This is a genomic window from Chryseobacterium sp., assembly GCF_029240215.1.
In the GTDB taxonomy this organism is placed as follows: domain Bacteria; phylum Bacteroidota; class Bacteroidia; order Flavobacteriales; family Weeksellaceae; genus Chryseobacterium.
This window is the reverse complement of sequence record NZ_JARBTK010000003.1, coordinates 88,631-110,142: the sequence shown is the minus strand read 5'-3', so window position 1 is coordinate 110,142 and position 21,512 is coordinate 88,631. Positions and strand designations below refer to the sequence as shown.

19 protein-coding genes are annotated in these 21,512 nt (G+C 34.3%); 9 read left to right on the top strand and 10 right to left on the bottom strand.

What is annotated here, in order from left to right:
* Positions 1–97 precede the first annotated feature (97 nt).
* From K0R77_RS07740 to K0R77_RS07710, 7 genes are all read left to right on the top strand, one after another.
* Positions 98–1,060 (top strand): Gfo/Idh/MocA family oxidoreductase, encoded by a 963-nt coding sequence (locus K0R77_RS07740; protein WP_300350739.1) that lies wholly within the window; start codon positions 98–100, stop codon positions 1,058–1,060.
* A 340-nt stretch (positions 1,061–1,400) separates the two neighbouring features.
* On the top strand, positions 1,401–3,122 hold the full coding sequence (locus tag K0R77_RS07735; RefSeq protein ID WP_300350737.1) for a cellulase family glycosylhydrolase: 1,722 nt from the start codon (positions 1,401–1,403) through the stop codon (positions 3,120–3,122).
* A 63-nt stretch (positions 3,123–3,185) separates the two neighbouring features.
* Entirely contained in the window at positions 3,186–4,064 is an 879-nt protein-coding gene (gene bla-A / locus K0R77_RS07730; protein WP_300350734.1) for a CGA/CIA family class A beta-lactamase, read from the top strand.
* Positions 4,065–4,140: 76 nt separating this feature from the next.
* Positions 4,141–4,575 (top strand): hypothetical protein, encoded by a 435-nt coding sequence (locus tag K0R77_RS07725; RefSeq protein ID WP_300350732.1) that lies wholly within the window; start codon positions 4,141–4,143, stop codon positions 4,573–4,575.
* Positions 4,575–5,465 (top strand): 3-hydroxybutyryl-CoA dehydrogenase, encoded by an 891-nt coding sequence (locus K0R77_RS07720; RefSeq protein WP_300351716.1) that lies wholly within the window; start codon positions 4,575–4,577, stop codon positions 5,463–5,465. Before K0R77_RS07725 ends, K0R77_RS07720 begins: the two co-directional genes overlap by 1 nt.
* A gap of 62 nt (positions 5,466–5,527) precedes the next feature.
* Complete coding sequence (locus K0R77_RS07715; protein WP_300350730.1) at positions 5,528–6,844, top strand: hypothetical protein; 1,317 nt, start codon at positions 5,528–5,530, stop codon at positions 6,842–6,844.
* A 37-nt stretch (positions 6,845–6,881) separates the two neighbouring features.
* Positions 6,882–7,121: a hypothetical protein gene (locus tag K0R77_RS07710; RefSeq protein ID WP_007845674.1), complete on the top strand. Its 240-nt coding sequence runs from the start codon at positions 6,882–6,884 to the stop codon at positions 7,119–7,121.
* 54 nt (positions 7,122–7,175) lie between these two features.
* On the opposite strand, the gene K0R77_RS07705 is transcribed toward K0R77_RS07710, so the two are convergent.
* From K0R77_RS07705 to dnaN, 3 genes are all read right to left on the bottom strand, one after another.
* Entirely contained in the window at positions 7,176–7,586 is a 411-nt protein-coding gene (locus K0R77_RS07705; protein WP_300350724.1) for an META domain-containing protein, read from the bottom strand.
* Positions 7,587–7,819: 233 nt separating this feature from the next.
* Positions 7,820–10,222 carry a phenylalanine--tRNA ligase subunit beta gene (pheT, locus tag K0R77_RS07700; protein WP_300350722.1) on the bottom strand — a complete coding sequence of 801 codons (2,403 nt, stop codon included), beginning with the start codon at positions 10,220–10,222 and terminating at the stop codon, positions 7,820–7,822.
* A 153-nt stretch (positions 10,223–10,375) separates the two neighbouring features.
* The gene (gene dnaN / locus K0R77_RS07695; RefSeq protein ID WP_300350720.1) at positions 10,376–11,506 is read right to left on the bottom strand and encodes a DNA polymerase III subunit beta; all 1,131 of its coding nucleotides are present in this window, start codon (positions 11,504–11,506) and stop codon (positions 10,376–10,378) included.
* A 146-nt stretch (positions 11,507–11,652) separates the two neighbouring features.
* Here dnaN and K0R77_RS07690 point away from each other — a divergent pair, with 146 nt between their 5' ends.
* The gene (locus K0R77_RS07690) at positions 11,653–12,006 is read left to right on the top strand and encodes a diacylglycerol kinase (protein WP_300350718.1); all 354 of its coding nucleotides are present in this window, start codon (positions 11,653–11,655) and stop codon (positions 12,004–12,006) included.
* Between the two features lie 173 nt (positions 12,007–12,179).
* On the opposite strand, the gene K0R77_RS07685 is transcribed toward K0R77_RS07690, so the two are convergent.
* From K0R77_RS07685 to purB, 4 genes are all read right to left on the bottom strand, one after another.
* Positions 12,180–12,512, bottom strand: a complete 333-nt coding sequence (locus tag K0R77_RS07685) for a gamma-glutamylcyclotransferase family protein (protein WP_300350716.1) — start codon at positions 12,510–12,512, stop codon at positions 12,180–12,182.
* 126 nt (positions 12,513–12,638) lie between these two features.
* Positions 12,639–13,049, bottom strand: a complete 411-nt coding sequence (locus tag K0R77_RS07680; protein ID WP_300350713.1) for a ribonuclease inhibitor — start codon at positions 13,047–13,049, stop codon at positions 12,639–12,641.
* On the bottom strand, positions 13,033–16,731 hold the full coding sequence (locus K0R77_RS07675; protein ID WP_300350711.1) for a phosphoribosylformylglycinamidine synthase: 3,699 nt from the start codon (positions 16,729–16,731) through the stop codon (positions 13,033–13,035). Before K0R77_RS07675 ends, K0R77_RS07680 begins: the two co-directional genes overlap by 17 nt.
* A gap of 222 nt (positions 16,732–16,953) precedes the next feature.
* Positions 16,954–18,381, bottom strand: a complete 1,428-nt coding sequence (gene purB, locus K0R77_RS07670) for an adenylosuccinate lyase (protein WP_300350709.1) — start codon at positions 18,379–18,381, stop codon at positions 16,954–16,956.
* A gap of 273 nt (positions 18,382–18,654) precedes the next feature.
* Here purB and K0R77_RS07665 point away from each other — a divergent pair, with 273 nt between their 5' ends.
* On the top strand, positions 18,655–19,638 hold the full coding sequence (locus K0R77_RS07665; RefSeq protein ID WP_300350706.1) for a PLP-dependent cysteine synthase family protein: 984 nt from the start codon (positions 18,655–18,657) through the stop codon (positions 19,636–19,638).
* A gap of 81 nt (positions 19,639–19,719) precedes the next feature.
* Here K0R77_RS07665 and K0R77_RS07660 read toward each other — a convergent pair whose 3' ends face one another.
* The 3 genes from K0R77_RS07660 to K0R77_RS07650 are packed head-to-tail and all read right to left on the bottom strand — an operon-like array spanning position 19,720 to position 21,508.
* Complete coding sequence (locus tag K0R77_RS07660) at positions 19,720–20,247, bottom strand: hypothetical protein (RefSeq protein ID WP_300350704.1); 528 nt, start codon at positions 20,245–20,247, stop codon at positions 19,720–19,722.
* A gap of 40 nt (positions 20,248–20,287) precedes the next feature.
* A complete protein-coding gene (locus tag K0R77_RS07655; RefSeq protein WP_300350701.1) occupies positions 20,288–20,590 on the bottom strand; it encodes a chaperone modulator CbpM in 303 nt (100 codons plus the stop codon).
* A 3-nt stretch (positions 20,591–20,593) separates the two neighbouring features.
* On the bottom strand, positions 20,594–21,508 hold the full coding sequence (locus K0R77_RS07650; RefSeq protein WP_300350699.1) for a J domain-containing protein: 915 nt from the start codon (positions 21,506–21,508) through the stop codon (positions 20,594–20,596).
* Positions 21,509–21,512 lie beyond the last annotated feature (4 nt).

Genomic DNA, 21,512 nt, shown 5'->3' with positions numbered 1-21,512 from the left:
TCACAAAAATAGCAAAAGAATCAGTACCTGTCAACCTAAAACCTATCATCTCTTTCCTAATACCTAAAATTGCTATATTTACAAAAATTAAAAAGCTATGTTAAAAGCAGGTTTGGTAGGCGCCGGACATTTAGGAAAAATACATTTGAAACTTCTGAATCAGTCAGATAAATATGATTTTATTGGTTTTCACGATAAAGATGCAGAAAACGGTAAAAAACTCGAAGCTGAATTCGGTTACAAATATTTTGAAAATCTTGAAGAATTATTGGGGCAAATCGATATGTTGGATATTGTAACCCCAACCATTTATCATTACGATTATGCACTGAAAGCAATCGAAAAAGGCCTTCATTTTTTCATTGAAAAACCCGTTACCCAAACTCTTGAACAGGCTGAAGAAATTCTTTACAAATGTCGCGAACATGGTATTAAAGCACAGGTTGGACACGTAGAAAGATACAATCCAGCATTTATCGGAGCAAAAGATTACATTCAAAATCCGATGTTTATTGAAATTCACCGTTTGGCGGAATTTAATCCTCGCGGAACGGATGTTTCGGTGGTTTTAGATTTAATGATTCATGATCTTGATATTTTATTGAGCGTTGTGAAATCAAAAGTAAAAAACATTCACGCAAGCGGAGTTTGTGTAGTCAGCAAAACTCCTGATATTACAAATGCAAGAATAGAATTTGAAAACGGATGCGTCGCAAACCTGACAACGTCGAGAATATCAATGAAGGCAATGAGAAAAAGCAGATTTTTCCAGAAAGATGCTTATATATCGGTCGATTTCTTAGAGAAAAAAGCAGAGGTGATCCGAATGAAAGATGCTCCGGAAAACCCTACTCCATTTGATATGATTATTGAAAATGCGGAAGGTGAAAAAAATCAGATTTTATTTGAATACCCAAACATTCAGCCGAATAATGCTATTTTGGATGAACTGGAAAGTTTTGCAGACGCTATTTTGGAAGATAAAAATGTAGAAGTTTCCTTAGAGGACGGAACGGAAGCTTTGAAGGTGGCTTTGGAAATTATGAAGTTGATTTCTTGATTTTTTTTAAACATAAATCATAAGAATATTTTTCACAAATACACAAAAAAATTACTAATACATATCAATAAGAACAGACTGTCAAGTCCGTTTTTTCATTAGCAAAAATCTGATTAACAAAATCCTAACCATCCAATTTTGTCATTCCGTAGGAATCTCAACGGTTGAAAGATCAAAGACTTTGTTTAGATTTCTACGGAAGAACAGAAAGAATTACAAGCGCAATTATTTTCATTTCAATTAATATTTTTAAATTTTCATTCAACAAATTTTAAATATCTTTGTTTACACTTTAATATTCAATTTTAAAAATCCCTTAATATTTAAAATAATCAAAACCATGAAAAGAGCCATCCTATTATCCGCCCTTTTATTGTCTCAATTTGGGACATCACAGTTATTAAAAACAAATGGACAGAAAATCGTCAACGACAAAGGTGAAAATATTCAGTTGAGAGGCCTCGGTTTAGGAGGCTGGATGTTACAGGAAGGTTATATGCTGAAAACTGCAGATTTTGCCGGACCGCAATTTAAAATTAAAGAGAAAATTACAGAATTAATTGGTGAAGACGGAATGAATGAATTTTACAAAGCTTACCTAAAAAATGGAATTGCAAAACAGGATATTGATTTTTTAGCAAAGGCAGGATTTAATTCTGTACGACTTCCGATGCATTATAATCTCTACACTTTACCCATTGAAAAAGAATCTGTAAAAGGACAAAACACATGGTTGGAAGAAGGTTTTAAAATGACTGATGATTTATTGAAATGGTGTAAAGACAACAAAATTTATTTGATTCTTGATCTTCACGCCGCTCCGGGAGGGCAAGGAAATGATGCCAATATTTCAGACAATGACAAATCAAAACCCTCACTTTGGGAAAGCGAGGAAAATCAGAAAAAGACCATTGCACTTTGGAAAAAATTAGCAGAAAGATATAAAGATGAAGTATGGATTGGAGGTTATGATCTGATCAACGAACCCAACATCAATTTCACAGGAAAAAATCCTAACGGAACTGATGAAATGTCAAATGCTCCTCTTTGGAAATTACAAAAGGAAATCACAGAAGCCATTCGTCAGGTTGATAAGAAACATATTATTTTCCTTGAAGGGAATGGTTGGGGAAATAATTATAATGGATTGATTCCGATTTGGGATAAAAATATGGCGTTCAGTTTTCATAAATACTGGAATTACAATAACGATGAAACACTGAAATTTGCTTTAGATCTGCGAGAAAAGCACAATATGCCAATTTGGCTGGGTGAAACCGGAGAAAATTCTAACGTTTGGTTTACAGAACTGATCCAGCTTTTAGACAAACACAATATTGGCTATGCTTTCTGGCCTATGAAAAAAATTGACAATATCGCAGGAATCACCAATGTAAAAATCACTCCTGAATATCAAAAGCTTTTAGATTACTGGAAAAACGGAGGCGAAAAACCTTCAAAAGAATTTGCAAAAAAAACATTAATGACAATCGCCGAAAATTATAAATTTTCTAATGTTGAAATCAAAAACGATGTGATCGACGCAATGTTCAGACAAACTAAGGAAAATTCTACAAAACCATTTAAAAACCATCAGATTCCCGGAAAAATATCTGCTGCGGAGTATGATTTGGGAAGAATGGGATCAGCTTACGAAGACAAGGATTTCATTAATCTTTGGGTAAGTGATGAAGCAAAAAGATCAGAATGGAATTCCGGAAATCAACTGAGAAATGATGGTGTTGACATTTATAAATCAAAAGATAATCAATATTATGTGGGAAAAACTGAAGCTGGAGAATGGCTGCAATACACCATCAATTCTAAAACAGAAAAGAATTATACTTTTGATATAAACTATTCAAGTGAAAATGATGGAAAAATCAGAATCGAAAATGCCTCCGGAAAACAATTGACAACTGTTTCGCTAACTTCTACAGGAGGAAATGAAAGCTGGAAAACATCTTCCACAAAAGGAATTAACCTCAAAAAAGGAGAAAATAAAATCAGAATCTATTTTGAAAACAACGGAGTCAATCTGAATTATTTTGAATTGAAATAGGAAAAAATCTTAAATTGCAAATCCCTTTTAGTTTCTAAGAGGGATTTTTTTAACCAAAATATTATGAAAAAAACAGCACTTCTTTTTCTTTTAATTTCCGCATTTACTTTTGCGCAAAGCTCAGCATTAGAACAGAAAATCAATTCAATTGTAAAAGATAAAAAAGCAACCGTCGGAATTTCGGTTCTTGGGCTTGAAAATGGTTTTAAATACAATAAAAATTCAGAAAAAAAACTTCCGATGCAGAGTGTTTTTAAGTTTCATATTGCTGCTGCAGTCTTAGATTTTGTTGAAAAAGGAAAGCTTTCTCTGGATCAGAAAGTTGTTTTAAATCAATCAAATTTACTTGAAAATACATGGTCGCCACTTCGGGATAAATATCCTAATGGAAATCCCGGAGTTCCTCTAAGTGAAATTCTTGAATTTACTGTTGCAAGAAGTGATAATAACGGGTGTGACATTATGCTGAAACTTTTGGGAGGTACACAGACCGTTCAGAAATTTATGGATTCTAAAGGCGTGAAAGGTTTTCAGATCAAATATAACGAAGCCGCCATGCACAAAGACTGGAACGTACAGTATGAAAATTACAGCATGACACAATCTGCCGTTGATGTTTTAAAGAAATTTTATGACGGAAAATTACTTTCAAAAAAATCTACAGATTATCTGATGAAAGTGATGCTCTCAACATCAACCGGACTGAATAAACTGGTCGAGCAACTTCCCAAAAACACCCCCGTTGCAAGAAAAACGGGAGCTTCCGGAAAAAACAATGCAGGCTTAACAGGCGCAGAAAATGAAATCGCAATCGTTACTTTGCCAAACGGAAAACATTACGCAATTGCCGTATTTGTAAGCAATTCCATGGAATCTGATGCTACAAATTGCAAGATGATTTCTGATATTTCGAAAGTAGTTTGGGATCATTTTAATAAGTAAATTTTAAAGCTTATTTTTAGGCTTGAAAATTGCCATTGACTCAGTTTAATGATAATGGTAATTTAAAAATTTAGATATGAAAAATTTAATCATAACCTTTTCTATATTCTGCAGTGCGTTTGTTTTTGCACAGAAAAGCAACAACTATATAGAGATAAGTTACTCAAGTATCTGCTGCGGTACTCCGTCAACCAATCCGGTAATGACTTACATTAATGAGTTCCAGAAAAAAAATAAAACCAAAGCTTTGGAAGTCCTTCAACAACCAGGATTGGGAAGAGAGGGCGAATTTAATCTTTACATCAGCACCGATCAGTTATCAAAAATTCAGAAGACACGTTTTCTGAAAGGTCTTCAGTCTGCAATTTCTTCACAAAACGACAAAAGAAATCAAAGCAGTGACGGAATTGTCAATTTTGATGGATCTAAAATGGTTACGAAGGCTGATTTAACAAAAATTAAAAACTTAATTATCTATAAAAATAATTTAAAACTAAATAAGGAAAAATGATCAAAAACATTGTAGTTATCGGGGCCGGAACCATGGGAAACGGTATTGCACATACCTTCGCACAAAGCGGTTTTAATGTAAATTTGGTTGATGTATCTCAGGATGCATTAGACAAAGGAATAAAAATCATCACCACCAACCTTGACAGAATAATTGCAAAGGGAAACCTTACAGAAGAACAAAAATCAGAAACTTTAGGTAACATTAAAACTTTTACAGAACTTAAAGATGCAGTGACAAACGCTGATCTTGTGGTAGAAGCTGCAACAGAAAATCAGGATCTGAAACTGAAAATCTTTGCTCAAATGGACGAATTTGCTCCTGAAAATTGTATTTTATCAACCAATACTTCATCAATTTCTATTACTAAAATTGCGGCTGCGACAAAAAGAGCAGATAAAGTAATCGGCATGCATTTTATGAATCCTGTTCCGATCATGAAACTGGTTGAGATCATCAAAGGCTACTCTACTTCTAAAGAAACTTTTGACTCGATCTATGAAATGAGCAAGACTTTAGGAAAAGTTCCTGTAGAAGTAAACGATTATCCAGGTTTCGTGGCAAATAGAATTTTGATGCCGATGATCAACGAATCAATCGAAACTTTATATAATGGCGTTGCCGGAGTTGAAGAAATTGATACCGTAATGAAATTAGGAATGGCTCACCCGATGGGACCACTTCAATTGGCAGATTTCATTGGTCTTGACGTTTGTTTAGCAATTTTAAATGTAATGTACGATGGTTTCAAAAATCCTAAATATGCTCCGAATCCGTTATTAGTCAACATGGTAATGGCAGGGAAATTAGGGGTGAAATCAGGGGAAGGTTTTTACGATTATTCGGAAAGCAAAAAAGCAGAAAAAGTGGCGAAAATGTTTTCAAAATAGCTTCTCGAGTGATAAATTTTGAATTATAAGTTATAAATTTGGCTGCAATCTATGTGCAACCAATGAAACTTAAAGAAAAATACATTCAGATATCATTGGTCATCATTACTTTAGTGATGACCATTTTGCGTTTTTTACTCAATGAAAAAGGCAGAACAAATCCGGATTCCATTCGTTATATGAGATTTGCGCATGTTTTTCCTGAAATAGATAATACGACAACGCCTCTTGGGTATCCGCTTTTTATTAAATTCTTTACGTTTTTCGGAACCGATGAATTTTGGTCGAGTAAAATTGTTGGAATTTTTTCTTTTTTGTTCATCGTTTGTTTTGCATGGAGAAAAAATTTCTTCTTAAAGGAAACGATTGTTATCTGTTCATTATTCAGTTTTCTGTCTATATTTGCTTTCACAATGAGTGAAGCCTTGATTTTACCTTTTGTCTTTCTTTTTACTTATTGCTCAAATCAAATCATCAACGCAAAATTGACAGGAGAAAAAGCTGTTTTTTATCTTTCAATCTCTTTAATTGCCCTTTATAATATAAGATACAGCTCTCTTTTCTTTATCGGAGGAACCGGGTTTTTCGGATTATTATTTTGGAAAAAAGCATACTCAAAGATCTTCATTGTTTCCGCAATTGTCGGATTAGGCTTTATTATTGGGTATAAATTTCTGTTCATAGATTATTTTAACTCCAGTTATCTGGATACATTTTTAGAAATTGGTCTTTACCCAACATCAAAACTGCTTGCAGAATTTGGTCAGGGATTGGCGACCACATTCAATCCATTTATTCATATCTCAAATCCTGCAGGTGGAATGATTAATTATGCCATCTACGGAATTGGAATCATTAATATTGTGTTGATGATGTATTTATTTTTAAGCAAAAAATTAAACGAATCAGAAAAATTCATATTAACTATTGGAGTTTTCGGGATTATCTGTTCCTATTTTATTCAGTATTTTTATGCAATAACGCCTTTGGATTACAGATTACTTGCCCCATTTTCTTTCATGATCTGGTTATTGTATTTCAAAAAAATGTTTGAAAATTTTGGCTCAAAAGTGTATGCAATAGGATTTCTTAGCCTTTGTTCAGGGCTTTTGTTTACCATACTTTCCAAAGGTAATTATCTGGAAAACCGAAGAGCAATAACACAATTTTTAAAAAATGAAAAGCTCGAAAAAACTCCGTTATTATACTATCTGGAAAACGAAGAAGATCTGGAAAAAATACAAATCGCAGAACTGATAAGCACTGTAAATCCTAATATTGATCTTACTTTTAAACCTTCCGACACCTTAAAAAGAAAGACATTAACGTATTACAAAGTTTTACAAAAAATTAAAATCGACAAGAATAAATATCAATAATTTTATTTATCTTTGAGAAAGTTTAAACATTAAAAAAATGAAATTACCAAAGTTTTTATTAGCGGACAATTCGGAATTTCCTGAAGATTTATTTGTAGTTCATACAGAATATCCAAGATTCATATTGAATGTTGAGGAAGAGGAAGTTGAATGGTTAGATGATCTAGAAGGCGACGATGAAGAAACTATGGCAGATGAGGCTACAAAGGTTGTAGAAGCTGCATTCAAATGGTGTGATGAAGAGTTGGCGAAATACGACGAAGAAGAGGAAGAATAATCAATTTTATTACTCATAAAAAAAGGAACTCAGATTTGAGTTCCTTTTTTATTTTTATTCAGCTTTATTAAATTTCAATAATAAAAGATTATCCTGATACAGTTCCAAAGTATTTCCGGAAACAACGTACTTATTTACTTTTCCTATCATACTCATAAAATTCTGTTCTACACTCATATTATCACAAGCCATTTTTGTAGATCCTAATTGAGAAGCTGTAAAAGTTCCTGAAGCAGCATCTGTAGCCAGTGTTCCAAAGTAGCTGTTACATCCTGCATTTCCATTCACCTTTGTTCCTTCAATATTCAGCGTTGGTGTTTTTCCTTTTACATTATCTGCCAATACCCACTTGGTCGCAGCAATTGAAGGTTGAGATTTTCCTACTTTTGACGACGAAGAACTAGCCATTGTTCCGCAAGAAGCCAGAAAAGCAACTGTGCATATACTTAAAAAAAGATTTTTCATTTTTTTCTTTTTTGATTTAAACCAAATTTACGGAAATTATATTATCTAAACAGCTTTCAGAGGATTTTATTGTTTTGTGAAATACAAATCTCTAATGTTTAAAGATTAAAACTTATAGTTTGTCATTCCGTAGGAATCTCAGCTTTATTATTTAATTAGTTTAGATTCCTCCGGAATGACAAACTTTGTGAAAATCAAGTGTACTTAAAAAAGCCCGCTTTATATTAATAGCATTACGATCTCAATTCAGCATTGAATTCTTTCTGGAAAGATTTGATCAAAGAATCCATTACTTCTGAAATTTCTTTTTCTTCCAATGTTTTTTCTTCATTTAACAATTCAAAGCTCATTGCGTAAGATTTTTTGCCTTCAGGAAGATTTTTCCCTTCGTAAACATCAAATAAATTAATGTTTTTAATGAAAGGAGATTTATTCTTTTTCGCAGTTTGATATAATTCCTGATACGTAATATTTTTATCAATCAGTAAAGCTAAATCTCTTCTGATCTTATTAAATTTCGGAATATCTTTAAATTTAAGTTCGTTTTTAGAACGTAATTCCTGAGCAAATTCCAATTCGATTTCTGCATAGAAACAGTCCTGATCAATATCAAAATCTTTCAGCATCTGTGGAGCAACTTTTCCGATTCTTACCAAAGTTTTCCCTTCAGATTCGTAAGCTAAAGCATCAGAAAATCTCTCGTCGGACAAAGCAACTTCTTTATAATCAATCGCTAATTTTTCCAGTAAAACTTTCACATAAGCTTTTAAATTATAGAAATCAGTTGAAGATTTTGGTTGCAACCAGTTTTCAGCAGCATTTCTTCCGGTAACTAAAATTGCCAGTTGCTTTCTCTCTTCGTACTTTTCTTTCTTGTGGTAGATTTTTCCGAATTCGAAAAATTTAAGATCTTGGTTTTTTCTGTTGATATTGTAAACAGCATTCTGCAAAAGTCCTTCCAATAAAGACTTTCTCATAAACGCCAAATCGTTACTTAAAGGATTTAATAATTTCACAGCATCGGTTTCATCTTTTACAGAAGTCAGTGAATTGTTCATCACTTCGTTGAAACCTAAACCTTGTAAAGTTCTCGCCCAATTATTTTCTAGCTCATCCTGATCGTTTGCGCTCAACTTCACAGGTGTAAATGAAATCTTTTGAGGAGCTTCAATTTTATTGTAACCGTAAATTCTCAAAATCTCTTCAATCACATCGATTTCTCTTGTAACATCGGCTCTATAAGCAGGAACAGAGATTTCAAAACCGTTCTGAATTTCATTTAAAACCTGAATCTCAAGTGCTTTTAGAATTTCTTTTACTTTTTCTCTGTGAATTTTTGTACCTAAAATTTGCTCGATTTTTGAAAATCTGATAATTACATAGTTGTCTTCAATTTTCTTAGAATATTCTTCTAATAAATCTCCAACCAGATTCCCTTCCGCCAAATCCTGAATCATTTTGATTGCGTGAGTGATCGCAGTTCTTGTGATATTAGGATCAACTCCCCTTTCAAATCTGAAAGATGCATCAGTATTCAAACCGTGTGCTTTTGCTGCTTTTCTCACCGCAATAGGATTGAAATAAGCACTTTCCAAGAAGATTGTTTTTGTTTCACTTGAAACTCCCGAATTTGCACCTCCAAAAACTCCGGCAATACACATAGGATTATCTTTTCCGTCTTTAATGATGATTTCAGAACCATTTAAAGTTCTTTCAACACCATCTAAAGTCGTAAATTTTGTTCCTTCGGCAACAGTTCCTACTTTCACTTTCTTATCTGCAATTTTATCTGCATCAAAAGCGTGAAGCGGCTGTCCGAAACCGTGAAGAATATAGTTGGTAATGTCTACAATATTGTTAATCGGACTCAATCCGATTGCTTTTAATCTGTCCTTCAGCCAAGAAGGAGATTCCGCAATTTTCACGTTTTCGATTACGGCTCCGATGTATCTTGGTGTCAATTCAGCATCTTCAATCTCTAAGGTAAATTCATGCGAACCTTCATTATTTAAAGCAACTGAAGATACTTTTTCAAAATCACCTTTCTGCTGATTGGTAGAAAGAAACGCATACAGATCTCTTGCAACACCATAATGAGACATCGCATCGGTTCTGTTTGGCGTTAAACCAATTTCAAAAACCTCATCATTTGTCAATTCAAAATAATCCGCAAAATTTTTCCCTACTTCATATTTTGCTTCATCTAAAACCATGATTCCGCCGTGATCGTCGCTTAGTCCCAATTCGTCTTCAGCGCAGATCATTCCCTGTGAAACCTCACCTCTGATTTTAGCGGCTTTAATTTCAAAAAAATTTCCGGTTTTATCATAGATTTTAGTTCCTACAACTGCTACAGGAACAGTTTGCCCGGCTTCAACATTCGGAGCACCGCAAACGATCTCCAAAATCTTTCCGTTTCCTACATCTACTGTTGTTTTCTTTAATTTATCTGCATTCGGATGCTTTTCGCAGGTCAAAACTTTTCCTACTACCACACCTTCCAAACTTCCTTTTACGCTTTCAAATTTCTCTATCCCTTCTACTTCAAGACCTATATCCGTAAGAAATTCACCGATTCTTTCAGATTTCAATTCCGTTTTAATATAGTCTTTCAGCCAGTTGTTTGATATTTTCATCCTTTAATTTTGAAAATTTATTTTGAATTTTTTCAAGTTACAAATGTCGTGTTTTTTTGAGAAACAGAGAAATTTTTAACCTTTCAACTGAGCCTAAAAAACAAAAAAGAGGCTGAAAAATCAACCTCTTTTCATATTTATTAACATTAAATATTACAATCCGATTACCGGCATTGATAACATTAAGATGTTTTCGTTTTCTTCAAGACCATCAAGCGGCTCAATGATTCCCGGTCTGTTTGGCTGAGACATTTTCATAGTAATGTCATCTGCTCCCAGAATACCCAACATTTCTGTTAAGAATTTAGAACTGAATCCGATATTAATATCCTCACCGTTATAATCACAAGGAATCTGCATATCTGCTTTGTTTGCATATTCCGTATCTTCCGCATGAAGATGAAGAATGTTTGCAGACAATTTAAATCTAACCTGATTCGTTGATTTATTCGACATGATAGAAGCTCTTTTGATCGCTCCCAACAACAAGTTTCTGTTGATTGTCAAAACATTTGGGTTCTCTTTAGGAATTACCGCAGTATAGTTCGGATATTTTCCGTCGATTAGTCTACAAATCCAGATATGTTTACCAAAAGTAAATTTAGCCATATTTTCGTTGAAGTCGATGGTGATGTCTTCGTTTGAACTTGCTAAAATATTTTTGAAAATGTTTAAAGGTTTTTTAGGCATGATGAATTCCATTGGCTCGGCATTCATCAAATCTGTTCTTTTATAAACAACCAATCTGTGAGAATCGGTAGAAACAAAATTGGTTTCCGTTTCTCCAAACTGGAATAAAACTCCCGTCATCACAGGACGAAGCGAGTCGTTACTTGTAGCAAAAAGAGTATTTGTCAAAGCTTCAGATAAAACTCCTGCAGGCATCGTCACGCTTTGGGCAGCGTCAAATTCCGGAAGTTCAGGATAATCGTCTGCATTGTCTAATGCTACAGCAAAATTATCTTTTTCATCTAAAATCTCAAGTTGACTTCCCGTACCTTCTGCATTGTCTTTTACAACAAGAGTTAATGGCTGTTCACCATAGGTCTTGATAAAATCCTGAAAAATTTTAGCAGGGACAGCAAATTTACCTGCATCGTCAGATTTTACATCTAAAGAAGTCACCAAAGTTGTTTCGCCATCAGACGCTGTAATGGTAAGGTTATTTTCGTTTAACTCAAAAAGATAATTTTCTAAAATTGGTCTCGATTGAGAGCTTGATATTACGCCACTTACAGTTTGCAATGCTTTCTGAAGTTCACCACTTGAAATAATAAATTTCATAGATTTAAAAATAAGTTTTTACAAATATAACAAATACAAAACAGATAGAAAAGAATAATACTGCGAGTTATTAACAACCATCAAAAGAATTTAATTTTTCGTAAAATTATTTAATCAACTATCTTTGCTTAGTATCAATTTTAAAAATGAGAAAACCGCCTATTTATAAAAGTTTCATGAATGCTTTCCGTGGCGTTTTTATGATGTTGAAATCTGAAAGAAATTTTCAGCTGGAGTTTCTGGCTTTTTTAATTAATCTTTTTCTGATATTCTATTTAAAACTTTCCAATATTGATACGATTCTAATTTTAATTGTTTCTTTTGGAGTTTTAAGTGCTGAAATTTTAAATACAGCAATTGAAAAAATTTGTGATATCATACATCCTGAGTTTGATAAAAGAATTGGTTTTATTAAAGATATTTCGGCAGGTGCGGTTATTTTGATGACAATCGTTTCTGTTATTGTTGGAATTTTTGTTTACTGGAAGTATATTTTTTAATATTCACAATGTTTGTCATTCCGTAGGAATCTCGACAAAGTGATATGTTAAGTTTTAGTTAAGCCACTTGATTGATTTCAGAAAAAAGACTAAAGCTCATTCCTATTGATTAGAGGTTTACTTTTCACCGCAGATTTGAGGCATTTATGTAATAATTGTATTCATGTTTAAAATTATTTTCTGACATAAATAAAACCTTTTTTTCCAGACTTAAAAGCCGTTTCAATTCTTTTATAATCATCAACTTCATATTCATCAGCCTGAAGAATTTCCTCTTCAGTCACTTCAAATAAAATTCCTCCAATTTCATCTTTAACATCTCCTGAAAACTCTAAAATCGGATGGTATTTTTGACTGCTTTTTCTCAAAACTTCGGGATCAGTGATTTCCAATATTTCAATTTTATAACCTGTTAGAATATCTTTTTCTCCTTGCAAAATTCTTCCGAAGGTTTCAATTTGAACTTGTTCTTTTTGTAGCGTTCCGTAGGAAAATAAGTTTGGCATTGATAAAATTGGTTTTAAAAATAAAATAATTTTGAACCATTCAGATTCTAATTAATAATTATTGAAATGCTTCGTCAGACTCATTATGACATCTCTAATACTAAATGCTTATTCCGGTGAAAATAATCAATTCAAAATTATTGTAATTTTTTTATGTGATTCTATAATTTCAATTAAAATTTCGAATAAGGTTTGTCCGTTTCCGCCAATCAATTCATCCAGTTTTTGTTGAATTAATTTTACATTAAAAGGTTTTCCCTGTCTGATTTTATTCACGTAAAATTCTTTAGTTAAATCAAATCCTAAATCTTCTTTTGACTTCTGAGAATCCTTCCAAACAATTTCTAATTCTTCATTATTTTCAAATACACCAAAACCTCCATAAAGAATATCATCAAAGCCATCCAGCGTTCCTACTTTCCATTCCACATCTTTCATTAAGACATTAGAAACTTCTTCGTAGAAACCCTCCAAATTAGAAAAATGGCTGCCATTGATGACAGCCATTTTCTTTTTATTGTTATTTGAAGTATTCAACTCCGTTTTTGAATATATTATGATAATTCGCAGTTGGAATATTCTTCATCAAACCTTCTGCAAAACGTTCAGGATGTCCCATTCTACCATAGATTTTTCCGTCCGGACTTGTAATCCCTTCAATTCCAAATAATGAATTATTTGGATTGAATGGCATTCCGTGAGCAACATTTCCGTCTAAATCTAAATATTGAGTAGCAATCTGTCCATTCTCATATAACTTATGAATTTCCTCTTCCGAAGCCATAAAACGACCTTCACCGTGAGAAATCGGAATGGTAAAAACCTGATCTTTCATTCCTTTCAACCAAGGCGATTCGTCATTCAGAACTTTCACGTTGACCATTTGAGAAATATGTCTTCTGATTGCATTGTGAGCCAACGTTGGAGAGTTTTCATCCAAATCTTTGATTCTTCCGTAAGGCAGCAATCCGGATTTAACCAGAGCCTGAAAACCGTTGCAGATTCCGATGACCATTCCATCTCTGTCGAGCAATTCGTGAACAGCATTTCGCATCTTTTCATTCTTCAAAACATTCACGATAAACTTAGCAGAACCATCCGGTTCGTCACCCGCAGAAAACCCTCCGGAGAATGCTAAAATTTGCGACTGTTTAATTTCTTCAACCCATGCATCAATGCTTTCATCAAGCAACTGATGATTGATATTAATCAAAGGCAAACTGCTTACAATTGCGCCTTCTTTTTGGAATGCATTCAGTGTGTCATACTCGCAGTTTGTTCCTGGAAAGACCGGAGCGAAAACTCTTGGCTGTGCAATTCCGTGTTTTTTAATAATGACGTTTCTTGGATTGATTGAGTTGAATTTTTCATCAATTTCAACCGTTAATTTTTCTTTTTCAAATGTAGGGAAAAGATTTTCAAATGTTCTTATATTAACTTCAAGTAATTTTTCAATTTCAAAACTCAAATTATTGATTTTCAAAACATTTAAATTTTGAACCTCACCGATTAATTGAAGATTAACAGAACTTAGTTCTTCAGTTGATTCTATGATTAAACTTCCAATATTCTTAGTAAGTAAAACATTATCATCTGCAATATTAATTTCAGCACCTAATCTGTTTCCGAAACTCATTTTTGCTAAAGCAACAGCAACTCCACCTTCTTTCACTGTTTTTACAGAAACTATTTTTCCGGCTTTAATATTTTCAAAAATCAATTCAAAAATCACCTTCAAATTTTCATAGTTTGGAAGCCCGTTTTCCTGTGGAATATGATTGAAGAAACACAGTTTATTTCCTGCCTGTTTAAATTCCGGAGAGATGATATTTTTCTTTTCCCCATTAGCACAAGCGAAAGAAATCAACGTTGGCGGAACATTCAGATCCTGATACGTTCCACTCATCGAATCTTTACCTCCAATGGCAGCCAATCCGAAATTAATCTGAGCATCATAAGCTCCTAAAAGAGAAGCCAAAGGTTTGCCCCATTTTTCTGGATTCTGACCTAATTTCTCAAAATATTCTTGGAAACTGAATCTGATATTTTTGTAATCGCCACCCATTGCAACGATTTTCGCAACACTTTCTACAACTGCGTAAGAAGATCCCAGTAAAGAATTCTGCTTAGAAATCTCCGCATCGAATCCCCAACTCGCCAAAGAAACCGTTTCGATATTTTTTGCTCCGATGATTGGCAATGTCTGAACACTTCCTTCCATCAAAGTCTGTTGATATTTTCCACCTAAAGGCATCGCAACCGTAGTCGCACCAATCGATGAATCAAACATTTCTAACAAACCTTTTTGAGAAGCAACATTTTTATCGCTTAATATTTTTAAGAAATTCTCTTCATTGAATGATGGAGTTTCTTCTTTTACTTCACTAAGGTGAGTAATTTTCACCTCCTGGCTTTTTGAACACCCGTTCGTATCTAAAAAAGCTCTTGAAAGATCAACAATTTTATCACCTTTCCAGAACATCTGCATTCTTCCTGAATCTGTTACTTTTGCAACCTCAACGGCAACAATATTTTCAGCTTCACAGAATTTAATGAACTGCTCTTTATCTTTTGGTTCAACCACAACTGCCATTCTTTCCTGAGATTCAGAAATTGCAAGTTCAGTTCCGTTCAAACCTTCATATTTTAAAGGTAGGACATCTAAATTAACTTCCAAAGAATCAGCGATTTCACCAATGGCTACAGAAACTCCACCCGCTCCGAAGTCGTTTGATTTTTTAATTAATCTCGTTACTTCAGGATTTCTGAATAATCTCTGGATTTTACGTTCTTCAACGGCATTTCCTTTCTGCACTTCAGAACTCATCGTGTGAATCGAAGTTTCGTCCTGTTCTTTCGAACTTCCGCTCGCTCCACCAACACCATCACGACCTGTCGCACCACCTAAAATGATGATAGAATCACCCGCTTCAGGTTTTTCACGTCTTACCCAATCCACAGGAACCGCTCCGGCAACGAAACCAACTTCCATTCTTTTGGCTTTGTAGCCTTCATCATAGATTTCAGAAACCATTGTAGTCGCCAAACCAATTTGGTTACCGTAAGAAGAATATCCGTTTGCAGCCTGTTTTGTGATTGTTTTTTGAGATAATTTCCCCGGTAAAGTTTTATCTACAGGCTCCAAAACATCAGCAGCACCCGTCAATCTCATCGCCTGGAAAACGAAAGAACGTCCGGACAAAGGATCTCTGATCGCACCACCTAAACACGTTGAAGCACCTCCAAAAGGCTCAATTTCTGTAGGGTGATTGTGTGTTTCGTTTTTGAATAATAAATACCACGGTTCTTTTTTACCATCGTATTCAGCTTCAATCTGGATCGTACAGGCATTGATCTCGTCAGAAACTACCAAGTTCTCCAAATTGCCTGTTTTATGGAAATATCTTCCGCAAACTGTTGCCAGATCCATTAAAGAAATAGGTTTTAATTCGCGTCCTAAAAATTTTCTTTTTTCAATATAATCATTGAAAATAGTTTCCAATGTATGTTTAAACTGTCCTTCGAATTCAATATTTGACAATTCCGTTTCAAATGTTGTGTGACGACAGTGGTCGCTCCAATAGGTGTCTAGAACTTTTAATTCAGTTTCCGTAGGATTTCTTTTTTCAGTTTTAAAATATTCCTGTATGAATTTCAAATCATCCAAACCTAATGCAAAACCGTGACTGTTAAAGAATTCTTCCAACTGAGCATCATCAAAATTGATGAAATTGTCGTGAATCAAAACTTTTGACGGAGTTTCTTCTGCAGGAATATTCAGCGTTGATAAATCTTTCTCCTGAGATTCCACTTTATTGATCAAAAGGTCTTTGATTTTAGCTAAATCATCTTCAGAAACACCTTCAAACTCGATCAACTTACCGCTTCTCACTTTAGACTTCTCATTTTCAGTTAGTAAAGCGATACATTGTTGGGCAGAATCGGCACGCTGATCGTATTGTCCCGGCAAAAATTCCATTGCAAAATGGATTCCTTGCGCAGGATTTTCTTCGTGTAAAATATCAGTAACAGGATCAACGAAAGTGCTATTAACCACTTTTCCGAACTCGCCATCGTTCAAATTGAAAATATCGTACACATTGTACACTTTTACATTTTTGATAGACGGAACCACCGCTTTTACTTCATCAAAAATCTTTGGACTTTCTACATCGAAAATACCTCTTTTTTCTACGAAAATTCTTTTGTTATTAGACATTAGATGTCAGATATTTATTAGATTTATTTTTAATTTTTTGACTGAAATTTAATTAATGACAAACCTTCGCAGCCCGACTTGAGCGGAGGTCCTTCGACAAGCTCAGGATAAACTACAAGCGGATAAAGCTGCCCTAATTATTAAATTTCATTTTATCACAAACTTTGCTAATCACACAGATTGAACAAAGTAAAAAATGCAGCCGAAAAGACTGCATATGATTTATACTTTAAGATCAGCTTCTAATCCTATCAGGTCTTTGTTGGTATCAATGATCGGCTGAACTTCATTGGCGATGAATTCTTCCGTCTGAATTGGTGCAAAACCGATAAAGTTTTTAGGATCTAAAACCTCTTTTAATTTTGATTTATCTAATTTCAGAGAATGGTCGTTTAAGATTCTTTCGATCAGATCATTTTCTTTACCTTCTTCTTTTACTTTTTTAGACGCTTCCATTGAGTGAACTCTGATTACCTCGTGGATTTCCTGACGATCACCTCCTGCTTTTACTTCTTCCATGATAATATATTCTGTCGCCATGAAAGGAAGTTCTTCCATAATATGTTTGTTGATTCTGTTCGGATACACCACGATTCCATTCATGATGTTGTTCCAGATTAATAGAATCGCATCAACCGCTAAAAACGCCTGTGGAATGGTCAATCTCTTGTTTGCAGAATCATCCAAAGTTCTTTCGAACCATTGAGTTGAAGCCACCATTGCAGAACTTGTCGTCAAAGACATTACGTATTTTGCTAGAGCTCCGATTCTTTCGCTTCTCATTGGATTACGTTTGTAAGCCATTGCGGATGAACCGATTTGATTTTTTTCGAAAGGTTCTTCAATTTCTTTAAGATTTTGAAGAAGACGTAAATCATTAGTGAATTTGTGTGCAGATTGAGCGATATTTCCTAATAAAGCAACAACTTTAGCATCAATTTTTCTATCGTAGGTCTGCCCAGAAACTCCGAAAACTTTTTCGAAACCGAATCTTTTTGAAAGTTCTTTATCTAAATGTTTTACTTTAGAATAATCACCATTGAAAAGCTCCAAGAAACTTGCAGCAGTTCCTGTAGTTCCTTTTACTCCTCTAAAACGTAGAGTTTCAAGGAAGAAGTCAAGTTCCTCAATATCAAGAACTAAACTTTGTAACCAAAGTGTGGCTCTTTTTCCAACAGTAGTTAACTGAGCCGGCTGGAAGTGAGTAAATCCTAACGTTGGAAGATCTTTATATTGAATGGCAAAATCAGACAGATTTTTCATTACGTTAACCAACTTTTTCTTTAAAATTAAAAGTCCGTCACGGATTTGAATTAAATCTGTATTATCTCCTACAAAAGCTGAAGTTGCTCCCAAGTGAATAATTCCCTTCGCTGAAGGTGCAACGTCACCATAAGCGTGAACGTGCGCCATTACATCATGACGGAATTTTTTCTCATACTCTGCTGCTTTATCATAATCGATGTTTTCAGCATTAGCTTTCAACTCAGCGATTTGCTCGTCTGTGATGTCAAGACCTAAGTCTTTTTCGATTTCAGCAAGGGCAATCCAAAGTTTTCTCCAATTTTGGAATTTGTTATTATGTGAAAAGTTAAATAACATTTCTTCGCTCGAATAGCGCTCTTCCAATGGATTTTTGTAGGAATTCATTCTTTCTTTTACTTTTTAGATATGCAAAAATACGGTTTTTGATTGAGAGAGAAAAATCGTTTTTTCATATTTGAGTTTAGCAGATTTACTCAGAATTTTGACGACAAGAAGCACATTTTTTTATCATTCTTAATTAAATTTATTAACCATAATTAAATAAAAATAATTTGGAATCTTTATATATGTTATTTAAACCTTGTAATTCATTTAATACCTCCTCTGCCTCAAAATCAATTGAAAGCCGTATCTTTGCCCCGCAGAAAAAAAACAAGTATGAAATACGCAGAAAATATTCTCGAAACCATAGGAAATACACCTCTTGTAAAGATTAATAAAGTATTGGGAGAAGATTTCCCGGCACTGGTTCTTGCAAAAGTAGAAACTTTCAACCCAGGAAATTCCGTAAAGGACAGAATGGCTCTGAAAATGATTGAAGATGCTGAAAAAGACGGAAGATTAAAACCAGGCGGAACCATTATTGAAGGGACTTCAGGAAATACAGGGATGGGATTGGCTCTTGCAGCGATCATCAAAGGCTACAAATGTATTTTTGTGACTAACGCAAAACAATCTAAAGAAAAGTGCGACATTCTTCGTGCAGTGGGTGCTGAAGTTATCGTTTGTCCGACTGACGTAAAACCTACCGATCCACGTTCTTACTATTCAGTTTCAAAAAGATTGGCTAAAGAGACCGAAAACGGTTGGTATGTGAACCAATATGATAATTTATCAAACAGAGCAGCTCATTACGAGTCTACCGCTCCTGAAATCTGGGAACAAACCGATGGAAAACTGACTCACTTTTTAGTTGGAGCAGGAACAGGCGGTACAATTACCGGATGTGGAATGTACTTTAAAGAAAAAAATCCAAATATTAAAATAATCGGAGTTGATACTTACGGTTCTATCTTAAAAGAAATTCACGAAACTGGGGAGATCAATTTAGGAAATGCTTACACTTACATTACAGAAGGTATTGGCGAAGATATTCTTCCGGAAAACTACGATATGTCGGTTATCGATCATTTCGAAAAAGTGACTGATAAAGATGGAGCAATCTATGCAAGAAAATTAGCAAAAGAAGAAGGAATTTTCTGTGGATATTCTGCAGGAAGTGCGATGGCTTCTTTGGTTCAGATGAAAGATCAGTTCACAAAAGATGATGTGATTGTTGTTTTACTTCACGATCACGGTTCAAGATATGTAGGAAAAATCTACAACGATGAGTGGATGAAAGAAATGGGTTGGTTAGATTAGTTTTTAAATTAATTAGTAATCAGTTTAATAATAAAAAATCAGAGTAAAAACACTCTGATTTTTTTTATTGTCTGTAAATGTTTATTTCTGAACATTCTTCTTCACAGCCTGCTTCAGCAAATCAAAATCCGAAGGTTGCATTGATTTTTTCGGAAACATATAATTGAATTTTCCTTCTAAAGCGATAAATTTATCATCAATCTCAGCAGCCGAAAATTCTGTCCAAAGGCTTGTTTCTTTTTCGTTATTAAGATTTACTTTGAAAACCTTCGCATTAAATTGAATTTGATAAATCTCAGCATTTTCAAGCGTTTTCAGATATTTTACCACTTCTTTTTTCCATTTTGAAACTTTGTTGATCGCCAAAGAAAGGTACACTGCACACAACAGAAAGAGAAAGCTTACAAAGTATAAGATTCCAAATTTCTCTTTACTCAAATCATCTTTAAAAACAAATAATATCGCCAAAATGAAAGCAACAACTGCGGTCGTAATGAATTTTCCTTTTACGGAAGGCGAGAAAAACAGGCTTCCCTGATTTCCATGGAGATACACCTCTTCAAAATCTTTTCTGTTGATGTGTAAATTGATGATTTTATCGTCGTTCATTTTAAACATAGTATGGATATTAAAAGTTTACAAAACTAAATTAATTATCCGCATATTTATTACTAATTGCTGAAAGTTTATTCATCAGTTCGCGATTTCTTTGTCTGAGATCTTCCATTTTATGAAGCATATCGTGAATGACTTCCAACCCCGGAAGATTGATTTCGAGATCATAGTGCCAATTGACAAACCTTTCCAGAACGTGCAGATCCTGATATAAAAGATACCGGATTTCATTTTCAGTTTCTACATTCAATAAACCATTATCTACCAGTTCATCAAAAAAAGTGATTTCTATATTGTATATTTTTACGAGTTCTTCCCGTGATATTCTTTCACTCATGATTTAAGAATTTTTAAGTTGTTCAAAAAGTTCTTTCTGTCGTTGCGTAAGATTTGTCGGTAACTTCACTTCATACGTCACAAAAAGATCACCGAATTCGCCGTCTTTTTTATAAACGGGAAAACCTTTACCTTTCAGTCTTACGGTCACTCCGTTTTGAGTTTCGGGTTTTACTTTGAGGTTAACGCTTCCTTCCAATGTTTCCACTTTTACATCTCCGCCTAAAACTGCAGTATAAAGATCAATTGTGACTTTGGTTTTCAGATCATTTCCCGCTCTTTCAAAGTTCGGATCAGGAATTATATTGAACGTGATATACAAATCTCCGGTCGGACCGCCATTGAAACCCGGATTTCCATGACCTTTCAGTTTAATCTGCTGACCATCATAAACTCCTGCAGGAATCGTAATTCTTACTTTCTTACCATTGATATCAAAAGTCTGCTGATGCGATTTTGCGGCTTCTCTCAAATTCAGATTCAATTCTGCCTGAACATCCTGACCTTTAAATTTCCCCGAAGCACTTCCTCTTGTGCTTCTTCCAAATCCACCTCCTGCTCCGCCAAACATACTCTGGAAAAAATCTGAAAAATCTTCGCCTTCACCAAAATCGGCACCGGAAAATCCACCTCCGGAATCCCCTCCCTGATATTGCTGTCTTTGCTGTTGTTGAGCTCTTTCATATTGTTCGCCATGCTTCCAGTTTTCACCATATTTGTCATATTTAGCACGATTTTCTGGATTGCTCAGAACTTCATTGGCCTCATTGAGCTCTTTGAATTTCTTTTCAGCTTCTTTATCGCCCGGATTGAGATCGGGATGGAGTTTCCTTGCGAGCTTACGGTACGCTTTTTTGATATCGTCCGGCGTTGCGCTTTTATCTATACCTAAAATTTTATAGTAATCTATATAAGCCATAGAA

Excerpts from the sequence above, each read along its gene's own strand:
- K0R77_RS07740 (WP_300350739.1), top strand. The coding sequence starts at position 98 with ATGTTAAAAGCAGGTTTGGTAGGCGCCGGACATTTAGGAAAAATACAT.
- K0R77_RS07735 (WP_300350737.1), top strand. The coding sequence starts at position 1,401 with ATGAAAAGAGCCATCCTATTATCCGCCCTTTTATTGTCTCAATTTGGG.
- bla-A (WP_300350734.1), top strand. The coding sequence starts at position 3,186 with ATGAAAAAAACAGCACTTCTTTTTCTTTTAATTTCCGCATTTACTTTT.
- K0R77_RS07725 (WP_300350732.1), top strand. The coding sequence starts at position 4,141 with ATGAAAAATTTAATCATAACCTTTTCTATATTCTGCAGTGCGTTTGTT.
- K0R77_RS07715 (WP_300350730.1), top strand. The coding sequence starts at position 5,528 with ATGAAACTTAAAGAAAAATACATTCAGATATCATTGGTCATCATTACT.
- K0R77_RS07710 (WP_007845674.1), top strand. The coding sequence starts at position 6,882 with ATGAAATTACCAAAGTTTTTATTAGCGGACAATTCGGAATTTCCTGAA.
- K0R77_RS07705 (WP_300350724.1), bottom strand. The coding sequence starts at position 7,586 with ATGAAAAATCTTTTTTTAAGTATATGCACAGTTGCTTTTCTGGCTTCT.
- pheT (WP_300350722.1), bottom strand. The coding sequence starts at position 10,222 with ATGAAAATATCAAACAACTGGCTGAAAGACTATATTAAAACGGAATTG.
- dnaN (WP_300350720.1), bottom strand. The coding sequence starts at position 11,506 with ATGAAATTTATTATTTCAAGTGGTGAACTTCAGAAAGCATTGCAAACT.
- K0R77_RS07690 (WP_300350718.1), top strand. The coding sequence starts at position 11,653 with ATGAGAAAACCGCCTATTTATAAAAGTTTCATGAATGCTTTCCGTGGC.
- K0R77_RS07685 (WP_300350716.1), bottom strand. The coding sequence starts at position 12,512 with ATGCCAAACTTATTTTCCTACGGAACGCTACAAAAAGAACAAGTTCAA.
- K0R77_RS07675 (WP_300350711.1), bottom strand. The coding sequence starts at position 16,731 with ATGTCTAATAACAAAAGAATTTTCGTAGAAAAAAGAGGTATTTTCGAT.
- purB (WP_300350709.1), bottom strand. The coding sequence starts at position 18,381 with ATGAATTCCTACAAAAATCCATTGGAAGAGCGCTATTCGAGCGAAGAA.
- K0R77_RS07665 (WP_300350706.1), top strand. The coding sequence starts at position 18,655 with ATGAAATACGCAGAAAATATTCTCGAAACCATAGGAAATACACCTCTT.
- K0R77_RS07660 (WP_300350704.1), bottom strand. The coding sequence starts at position 20,247 with ATGAACGACGATAAAATCATCAATTTACACATCAACAGAAAAGATTTT.
- K0R77_RS07655 (WP_300350701.1), bottom strand. The coding sequence starts at position 20,590 with ATGAGTGAAAGAATATCACGGGAAGAACTCGTAAAAATATACAATATA.
- K0R77_RS07650 (WP_300350699.1), bottom strand. The coding sequence starts at position 21,508 with ATGGCTTATATAGATTACTATAAAATTTTAGGTATAGATAAAAGCGCA.